Source organism: Bacillus sp. HY001 (assembly GCF_007558965.1).
Taxonomy (GTDB): domain Bacteria; phylum Bacillota; class Bacilli; order Bacillales; family Bacillaceae_G; genus Bacillus_A; species Bacillus_A mobilis.
The window spans coordinates 1-888 of sequence record NZ_VLTE01000190.1; the positions used below are offsets into that span (position 1 = coordinate 1).

Consider the following 888-nt stretch of genomic DNA (forward strand, 5'->3'; position numbering starts at 1 on the left):
ACAAAGCCTTCTACGTCAGCAATACGTTCTTCGTATGTCATGTGCTGCAGAATATCTTCTAAATATGTATCTTTATAGCTGTAGTACTTCTCCTCAAATGTTTCCACAAATTTTTGCCAAGCTTTTAATGTTACTAACACAGCATTGGTTGTTTCCCCATTTAAGCTACGTTGATTACGTATCACAAATGATTTTCCCATCTTTTTCACCTCCGTTCTACAAATTCAGAAAGATATGCCAAATTACTATAAAATATTCCAATTTTGATTATAGCAAAACGAATTTTGTAAAAATGTGCTCCTTTAAGAAGAAAAATAGCAACTTGCAACAGCTTATGAAGCTAGTCGTATCAAGGGTTAAGAGAATTTCTTAATTTTTTTTTGTGTTAAGGATACCGCAAACGTGTTGCAAGTTGATTATATGTATATGAATAAGCAGAAAAAGTATCTAACCCCTTGATATATAAGGGATTAGAGTGAAAAATGATAGGGGGGTTAGGGAAAGGATACCGCAAACGTGTTGCAAGTTGGTTAGCAGGATCATTAATAATGAATTGCAATGATTACCCTTGATATAAAAGGTTTTTTTGGCACTTATAGATTGAAAATAGGGAAAGGATACCGCAAACAGTGTTGCATCTTGTGTAAAGAATAAGGGCATGAATACCGCAAACGTGTTGCAAGTTGGATGATATGTATATAAGTAAGTGAAAAAGTACCTAAACCCTTGGTATATAAGGGATTAGAGTGAAAATGGTAGGAAAGTTAGGGAAAGGATACCGCAAACATGTTGCATTTTATGTATGTAACTTACTCAAAATATAAGAAAAATAGCTTAAAAATTTTAAAATTACTAGGTTGAAAAATAAATTATACTGTTGCAAGTTGA

General features: G+C 32.8%; 1 pseudogene. It reads right to left on the reverse strand.

The annotated features are described in order from the left end of the window. Positions 1–200: pseudogene (locus tag FOT98_RS30350) on the reverse strand (hypothetical protein); the annotation flags it as partial. Positions 201–888: the final 688 nt, after the last annotated feature.